This is a genomic window from Serratia sp. BIGb0234 (genome assembly GCF_024809915.1).
GTDB classification, from domain to species: Bacteria; Pseudomonadota; Gammaproteobacteria; order Enterobacterales; family Enterobacteriaceae; genus Serratia; species Serratia liquefaciens.
In genome coordinates this window covers 153,013-159,274 of the sequence record NZ_JANUEI010000009.1, presented here as the reverse complement: position 1 = coordinate 159,274, position 6,262 = coordinate 153,013, and the positions used below count along the sequence as shown (strand labels likewise).

General features: G+C 56.2%; 7 protein-coding genes. 3 read left to right on the top strand and 4 right to left on the bottom strand.

Annotation, left to right across the window (positions count from 1 at the left end; translation table 11 throughout):
• From M2407_RS23750 to mdtD, 3 genes are all read left to right on the top strand, one after another.
• Nucleotides 1-188, top strand: a 188-nt coding sequence (locus M2407_RS23750) for a hypothetical protein (RefSeq protein ID WP_259220042.1), incomplete at its 5' end; no start/stop codon positions are given.
• 30 nt (nucleotides 189-218) lie between these two features.
• Entirely contained in the window at nucleotides 219-908 is a 690-nt protein-coding gene (locus tag M2407_RS23745) for a FadR/GntR family transcriptional regulator (protein WP_201895886.1), read from the top strand.
• Nucleotides 909-974: 66 nt separating this feature from the next.
• The gene (gene mdtD, locus M2407_RS23740) at nucleotides 975-2,390 is read left to right on the top strand and encodes a multidrug transporter subunit MdtD (RefSeq protein ID WP_041415120.1); all 1,416 of its coding nucleotides are present in this window, start codon (nucleotides 975-977) and stop codon (nucleotides 2,388-2,390) included.
• Here mdtD and rbsR read toward each other — a convergent pair.
• The 4 genes from rbsR to rbsC form a co-directional block, all read right to left on the bottom strand.
• Nucleotides 2,387-3,388: a ribose operon transcriptional repressor RbsR gene (rbsR, locus tag M2407_RS23735; protein ID WP_020837691.1), complete on the bottom strand. Its 1,002-nt coding sequence runs from the start codon at nucleotides 3,386-3,388 to the stop codon at nucleotides 2,387-2,389. The two genes, mdtD and rbsR, sit on opposite strands and share 4 nt — an antisense overlap.
• A 5-nt stretch (nucleotides 3,389-3,393) precedes the next feature.
• Nucleotides 3,394-4,320, bottom strand: coding sequence for a ribokinase (rbsK, locus tag M2407_RS23730; protein ID WP_046374851.1), 927 nt, complete (start codon nucleotides 4,318-4,320; stop codon nucleotides 3,394-3,396).
• Between the two features lie 61 nt (nucleotides 4,321-4,381).
• Nucleotides 4,382-5,269: a ribose ABC transporter substrate-binding protein RbsB gene (rbsB, locus tag M2407_RS23725; protein WP_041415747.1), complete on the bottom strand. Its 888-nt coding sequence runs from the start codon at nucleotides 5,267-5,269 to the stop codon at nucleotides 4,382-4,384.
• Nucleotides 5,270-5,293: 24 nt separating this feature from the next.
• Nucleotides 5,294-6,259, bottom strand: coding sequence for a ribose ABC transporter permease (gene rbsC, locus M2407_RS23720; protein ID WP_259220041.1), 966 nt, complete (start codon nucleotides 6,257-6,259; stop codon nucleotides 5,294-5,296).
• Between the last annotated feature and the right edge of the window lie 3 nt (nucleotides 6,260-6,262).

The window sequence follows — 6,262 nt, the reverse complement described above, 5'->3', positions numbered from 1 at the left end:
TCGTTAGAGGAGTCGTTGTTCCCGGTCAGTGGAGGCGCATTATAGGGAGTTCTCAGAAGGCCGCAACCCCTAAATGCAAAAAACTTTTCAAGCGCGGTATTTTTCGACAAAACGCTGCACAAGCCAGCGTTTTCGTCACTTTTTCCGGAAATCAGCGACTAAAGCTGGCGATCCGTAGAGTAAAATAAGAGTAACAATGTCAGTAAGGACTCGCAGCCATGCAATTTAATGCTCAACAACAGGCCGCCCAACGCAATCTTTCTTATCTACTTGCAGAAAAACTCGGCCAACAAATTCTGGCAGGCGATTATCAGGCCGGCAGTATCCTGCCCGGGGAGATGGAACTCGGGGAACAATTTGGCGTGAGCCGCACCGCGGTACGTGAAGCGGTGAAGATGCTGGCCGCCAAAGGCATGCTGCTCCCCCGTCCGCGCATCGGCACCCGGGTCATGCCGCAAAGCCAGTGGAACTTTCTCGATCAGGATTTACTGACCTGGTGGATGACAAAAGAGAACTTCGATCAGGTGATGCAGCATTTCCTTATCCTGCGAACCTCGCTGGAACCTCAGGCCTGCTCATTGGCGGCTGCCAACGCCAGCACGCAGCAAACCGCACGGTTGGCTGAACTGATGGCGGAAATGCGGGCACTGCATGTTCAGTTTGACCGCGAGCACTGGATCCAGGTCGATACCCAGTTCCACCAGCTTATCTATGAGGCCAGCGGTAATCCGTTTCTAACCTCATTCGCCAACCTGTTCAGTTCGGTGTATCAAAGTTACTTCCGCGCCATCACCGGTAACGAAGTGATTAAGCTCCAGAACCATCAGGCCATTGTCGATGCGATACTCGCCGGCGACGGCGCAGGGGCATTAGCCGCCTGCCAAGTCTTGCTCAGAAAGAAAGACTAACTCATGCCCTACTTATATATAGAAGAACAATGAAGGGACAAATACGACAGTTAACCGGGAATCATAATGACTAAATCCGCGCGCAGTATGGCAGGGCTCCCCTGGATCGCCGCAATGGCATTCTTTATGCAGGCGCTGGACGCCACCATCCTCAACACGGCGTTGCCTGCGATAGCGCAAAGCCTGGAGCGCTCGCCACTGGCAATGCAGTCTGCCGTAATCAGCTATACGTTGACGGTTGCCATGCTGATCCCGGTCAGTGGCTGGCTGGCAGACCGTTTCGGTACCCGGCGGGTATTTATCTTTGCGGTTTCGCTATTTACTCTCGGTTCGCTGCTGTGTGCGCTTTCCCCAACGCTAAGCGTGTTGGTGACCTCACGCGTCATTCAGGGCGTTGGTGGTGCGATGATGATGCCGGTAGCACGTTTGGCCCTGTTGCGCGCCTACCCGCGCAGCGAGCTGTTGCCGGTTCTGAACTTCGTGACCATGCCCGGGCTGGTTGGCCCGATCATGGGGCCGATGCTGGGGGGATGGCTGGTCACCTACGCCACCTGGCACTGGATTTTCCTTATCAACATCCCGATTGGCCTGCTCGGCATCTTCTATGCACGCAAATATATGCCGGACTTCACCACGCCCAAGCGTCGGTTCGATTTCCTCGGCTTTATGCTGTTTGGCCTGAGTCTGGTGCTGGTTTCTACCGGGCTTGAGCTGTTTGGGGAACAGGTGCTGGCCAGCTATATCTCACTGGGTATTCTGCTCAGCGGCGTGGTGATGCTATTCGGCTATATCGCTCATGCCCGCAGGCACCCTCAGCCACTGATTGGTTTGGATTTATTCCAGACTCGCACCTTCTCCGTAGGGATCGCCGGCAATGTCGCTTCACGCCTGGGTACCGGCTGCGTGCCGTTCCTGATGCCGCTGATGCTGCAGGTCGGTTTCGGTTACTCGGCGATTATTGCGGGCTGCATGATGGCACCGACGGCCATCGGCTCACTGATGGCGAAATCCACCGTGACTCAAGTGCTGCGCTGGTTCGGCTATCGCAAAACGCTGGTTGGCATCACGTTGATTATCGGCGTGCTGATCGCCCAGTTTGCATTACAAAGCCCGGGAATGCCGCTGTGGTTGATGATCCTGCCGCTGTTCGTGCTGGGGATGGCGATGTCTACACAGTTCACCGCCATGAATACCATCAGCCTGGCGGATTTAAACGATGCCAATGCCAGTTCCGGCAACAGCGTGCTGGCGGTTACTCAGCAGCTTTCCATCAGCTTCGGCGTGGCGATCAGCGCAGCAGTGCTACGTTTCTATGAATCTATGTCGCTCGGCACCATGGTCGATCACTTCCACTACACCTTTATCACCATGGGGATTGTCACCCTGGCCTCAGCATTTGTCTTTATGCTGTTAAAAAGGAAGGACGGTCGAAATCTGATCAGTGGCCGTGACAGCAAGAAAGAAGCCGAAGCTACCCGCTAGCGGCGGCCAACCGAAGCGCGTTCCACCAGCTCAGGGGTCAGTACCAGAACCTGAGCTTCACGTTCCGGATTCTGCAGGCGGTTGATCAACGCATCGATCGCCAATTCGCCCAGCGAATCTTTAGGTTGATGGATAGTGCTTAGCGGCGGCGCAAGGTATTTGGCCAGTTCGATATCATCGTAACCCATCACCGCCATGTCCTGCGGTACCGATAACCCAGCCTGATACAACGCCTGGTAAGCCCCCACCGCGACCGCGTCGTTGCCGGCGAACACCGCGTGGGGTGGCTCAGCCAAGGCCAACAGCTGTTTCATGGCGATGACACCACCTTCAAATTCAAAATCGCAGTGCACTTCATACCCCGGCAGGATCGCCAGCCCAGCACGCTGCATGGCACTGCGATAGCCTTCCAATCGGTGACGTGCCGTGGTTTTATCCTGCGGGCCGGCGATGCAGGCGATTTTGCGATACCCGCGAGCGATCAGATGATCGGTCGCCATCTCGCCACCCAACAAAGAGTTGTCCTGGATGATGTCGTTAGCCCCTTCGAACGGCGCCCAGTCCATCATCACTATTGGTAGAGACGGGTAGCGACTCAGCGCATCCTGCGATGGCCGATGGTTTTCGGTACACATCAACAGCAAACCGTCGACGCGCTTTTGCAGCAGCGTCTCCATATTACGGTTCATGCGCGCAGCATCTTCTTCGGTATTGCACAGGATCAAACTGTAGCCACGTTCATAACAACTGCGCTCGACGCCACGCACCACCTCAGCATAAAAGGGGTTGTTGCTGGAGGTGACCAGCATGCCGATGGTTCGCGTCTGATTCAGTTTGAGACTGCGCGCCAGGGCGGAAGGCGCATAGTTCAGTTGTTCTATGGCCGCCATGATTTTGGCTCGCACGCTGTCGCTGACAAAGCGATTGTTATTAATGACGTGCGAAACCGTTGAGGTTGAAACACCCGCCAGGCGGGCGACATCTTTCATGGTGGCCAAGGGGGTTACTCCTGCTGCTGCAAGAAGGCGTCAATCTCTTCGCGCCAGGGCACGGAAGGTTGGGCGCCGGGACGGGTCACCGCAATTGCCGCTGCTGCATGAGCAAAGCGCACCGCATCCGCCATGGTTTTGCCTTCCAGCAGCGCCGTGACCAGCGCCCCGTTGAAGGTATCGCCAGCGGCGATAGTATCGACCGCTTTAACCTTGAAACCGGGTACCAATTTGCCGTTGCCGTTCTCACTCAGCCACACACCACGGCTACCAAGGGTGATGATCACCGTTGCGATACCTTTATCGTGCAACGCCTGAGCGGCGCGCGCGGCATCATTATCGTCATTGACCGCAATACCGGTCAGGCGCTGAGCTTCGGTTTCGTTTGGCGTAATCATATCGATAGTCGCCAGTAGCTCGTCCGGCAGCTCACGAGCAGGTGCCGGGTTAAGGATAACCTGCGTCTGATGCTGTTTCGCCAGGCTGGCGGCTGCGATAACGGTTTCCAACGGAGACTCGAGCTGCATCAGCAACGCGTCGGCGTCGATAACCTTTTGCTGATAACGTGCAAGATAATCGGGGGTCACTGCGGCATTGGCACCCGCATCGATGCCGATCACGTTCTCGCCTTCCGCATTAACGAAAATCAGCGCGACGCCCGTGGTGCTGTCGGCAATAGCTTCTATCGGTTGGGTATCAATGCGATCGCTTGCCAGTTGCTGACGTACGCGTTCACCGATGTCATCGGCACCCACGCAGGCGATAAAAGCGATATCTGCACCGCTGCGCCCAGCCGCCACCGCCTGGTTTGCGCCCTTGCCGCCAAACGCCACTTTATACTGTTTCCCGATCACCGTTTCGCCCGGGCGAGGAAACTGCTCAATATTAAGGATATGGTCGGCATTGATACTGCCCAGAACCACCAGCTTACCTGTTGCCATCGCATTGATTCCTGAATTACGCGCCATCATAAACGCCCCGTTTTGATGGCGCTGGTATGACTTATTGGGTGACCAGTTTCAAATCCACCGGAATGGTAGCCGACACTTTCTCGCCTTTCAGCACTTTATCGGCAGTTTCTACGCCGATCACGCCGATCTGATCCGGACGCTGCGCGACGGTAGCCGCCAGTTTGCCGCCTTCAACCGCTTTCACGCCGTCGGCAGTGCCGTCGAAGCCTACCACGACCACGTCGGTTTTACCGGCGGTTTGCAGCGCACGCAGGGCGCCCAGCGCCATTTCATCGTTCTGGGCAAACACCGCCTGCACATCTGGGTGAGCGGTCAGCAGGTTCTGCATCACGTTCAGGCCTTTGGTACGGTCGAAATCTGCCGGTTGGCTGGCCAACAGTTTGAATTTGTTCTGATCCAGTGATTGTTTAAAGCCTTCGCCACGCTCACGAGCAGCGGAGGTACCGGCGATCCCTTCCAGTTGGATCACTTTAGCGTCTGCGCCCACTTTTTTGGCAATGAAATCACCGGCCATTTTGCCGCCAACGCGGTTATCCGAAGCGATATGGCTGACCACTTCGCCCTTGCTCGCCACGCGGTCCAGGGTGATGACCGGGATCTTGGCCTGATTGGCCATCTTGATGGCGTTACCGACCGCATCAGAATCGGTTGGGTTAATCAGCAGCAGCTTAGGCGCCTGCACCATCAGATCCTGCACGTTAGCCAGCTCTTTCGCCGGGTTATTCTGCGAATCCAGCACCACCAGGTTGTAACCCAGCTTGTTGGCTTCCTGCTGCGCCCCCTCTTTCATTGAGACAAAGAACGGGTTGTTCAGCGTGGAAACCACCAGCGCAATGGTGTCTTTCGCCAGCGCGTTAGCGCTCAGGGTGGCGCTCAGTGCGAAGGCTGAAGCCAAAATTGCCAGTTTTTTCATTTTCATCATCGTGATTCCTGTAGGGGGAGATTATTTGTTGCTTTTGTTCTCTACCAGAACCGCCAGCAGTATCACCACTGCCTTCACGATCATTTGGTAGTAAGAAGAAACACCCAGTAAATTCAATCCGTTGTTCAGGAAGCCAAGGATCAGCGCCCCGATCAAGGTACCAACAATGCGGCCCTTGCCGCCGGCCAGGCTGGTACCGCCCAGCACCACTGCGGCAATGGCGTCCAACTCATAGCCGGTGCCGGCGGTCGGCTGCGCGGAAGACAGGCGCGCCACTTCGATCACGCCCGCCAACGCCGCCAACAAACCACAAAGCGAATAAACGATAATCTTCACTTTATCAACGCTGATACCGGACAGGCGGGTCGCCGCCTCGTTGCCGCCCAGAGCATAAATATAGCGGCCCAGGCGGGTATGGTGCAGCATGTACCACGCAGCGATAAAGACGATCGCCATGATCCAGATCGGGGTTGGTACGCCCAGCGGCCGGCCGATACCGAACCAGCCGAAAGTATCGGCCACGTCGGTAAAGCCGGTGTTCACCGGGCTGCCGTTGGTGTACACCATGGTGACGCCGCGCAACAGCAGCATCATCACCAGGGTCGCAATAAATGCCTGCACCTTGCCTTTGGCAACGATCACCCCGGTACAGGCGCCGACCGCGGCCCCCAATGCCAGTGCCGCCGCCACGGCCACCACCGCGTTGACGTCAAAGCCCACGATCGATGCCGCTACCGCACCAGTTAACGCCAGTAGCGATCCCACCGACAAATCGATGCCGGAAGTGAGGATCACCAGCGTCATCCCCACCGCCATAATGGCGTTAACAGAGGTTTGCTGCAGAATATTGAACAGGTTATTTAGGGTGAAGAAATTCGGGCTCATTGAAGAGACCACGGCGATCAGCACCAGCAGAGCAATTAGTGATTTTTGCTCTAACAGCCACTCTTTACTGAACCAGCGCTTTGCCACACTCTGGGAACTCATATC

What these genes read in the sequence shown, in the direction of transcription:
- M2407_RS23745 (WP_201895886.1), top strand. Translation starts at nt 219, where the DNA reads ATGCAATTTAATGCTCAACAACAGGCCGCCCAACGCAATCTTTCTTAT.
- mdtD (WP_041415120.1), top strand. Translation starts at nt 975, where the DNA reads ATGACTAAATCCGCGCGCAGTATGGCAGGGCTCCCCTGGATCGCCGCA.
- rbsK (WP_046374851.1), bottom strand. Translation starts at nt 4,320, where the DNA reads ATGGCAACAGGTAAGCTGGTGGTTCTGGGCAGTATCAATGCCGACCAT.
- rbsB (WP_041415747.1), bottom strand. Translation starts at nt 5,269, where the DNA reads ATGAAAATGAAAAAACTGGCAATTTTGGCTTCAGCCTTCGCACTGAGC.
- rbsC (WP_259220041.1), bottom strand. Translation starts at nt 6,259, where the DNA reads ATGAGTTCCCAGAGTGTGGCAAAGCGCTGGTTCAGTAAAGAGTGGCTG.